Consider the following 1243-nt stretch of genomic DNA (forward strand, 5'->3'; position numbering starts at 1 on the left):
GTAACCGCTCGGTTGGCACCGCGGTTGATCAGGCGGCCTCGGCCTGAGCGACGGCGACCGGTGTCCAGTTCCACGGCAGGAGCTCGTCGAGCCGGTTGATCTTGTGGTCGTGGATCCGGTCGAGCACGTCGGCGAGATAGGCCTGCGGATCGAGGTTGTTCAGCTTGGCGGTCTCGATGATCGTCATGGCGCGGGCCAGCGTTTCGCCGCCGGTATCGGCGCCCGCGAAGAGCCCGTTCTTCCGGCCGATTCCGATCGGGCGCAGGGCGCGCTCGGCCGGATTGTTGTCGATGGCGACGCGACCATCAGTGAGGAAGAGGCTGAACGACGCCCGGCGGGCCAGCCCATAGCGGAATGCGCGGGCCAGATCCCCCTTGCCGGGGATCCGCGTGAGCTGGCTCTCGGACCAGGCGAAGAAGGCGTCGACCTTCGGCGCGCTGAGCTTCTGGCGCGCGGCAAGGCGGATCTCGGCAGGCTGCCCGTTGATCTCGCGCTCGATGTCATAGAGCGCACCGATGCGATCCAGCGCCTCGCGCGCGATGGTCGATTTCGTCTTGTCCCATTCGTCGTGGAAGTCGCGCCGCAGATGCGCCCAGCATGACGCCTCCTGCAGACGGGGCGTGCCGTCGGCGTCGGGTTCGTAAAGCTTGGCATAGCCCTTGTAGCCATCGGCCTGCAGGATGCCGCGGGTCTGGGCCAGATGCCCATGGACATGCTCTTGCTTCCAATCCGGGGCGAAGCGGTAGACTGCCCCGGGTGGTGCTGTGCCTGCCCAAGGTCGCGTATCGCGGACATAGGCCCAGATCCGTCCCTGCTTCACCCCCTTTCCGAGGCCGCGGTCCTTGAGGGACCGGTCCAGCACACGGATCGGGGTGTCATCGGCATGGAGGAGGTCGCTGGCCATCACATCGGCCTCGATGCGCTCGACCAGCGGCGCAAGCACCTTCATGGCGCGCCCACACCAGTCGACCAAGGTGCTGTCCGGGATGTCGGCCCCCATGCGGGCGACGATCTCGTTCAGGCGATACAAGGGAAGATGGTCATCGAACTTGGACACGAGGATCCAGGCCAGCAGGGCCGCGCTCGCCATGCTGCCGGGGATCGGACGGCTGGGCGCGGGCGTCTGAACCATCTTCTCGCAACGACGGCAGGACTTCCTCAGACGCGCGATCTGCAGGACCTTCAGCTGTGCCGCGACGAGGTCGAGCATCTCGCTCATGTCTTCGCCCACGAGCCGCAGGTC

1 protein-coding gene is annotated in these 1243 nt (G+C 66.6%); it reads right to left on the minus strand.

Annotated features, from left to right (window positions below; all coding sequences use genetic code 11):
* Window positions 1-28 precede the first annotated feature (28 nt).
* A partial coding sequence (gene tnpC / locus FG154_RS20520; protein ID WP_145112001.1) for an IS66 family transposase occupies window positions 29-1243 on the minus strand: 1215 nt, incomplete at its 5' end.

Origin of the sequence: Cereibacter sediminicola, assembly GCF_007668225.1 — a bacterium.
Lineage (GTDB): Bacteria > Pseudomonadota > Alphaproteobacteria > Rhodobacterales > Rhodobacteraceae > Cereibacter_A > Cereibacter_A azotoformans.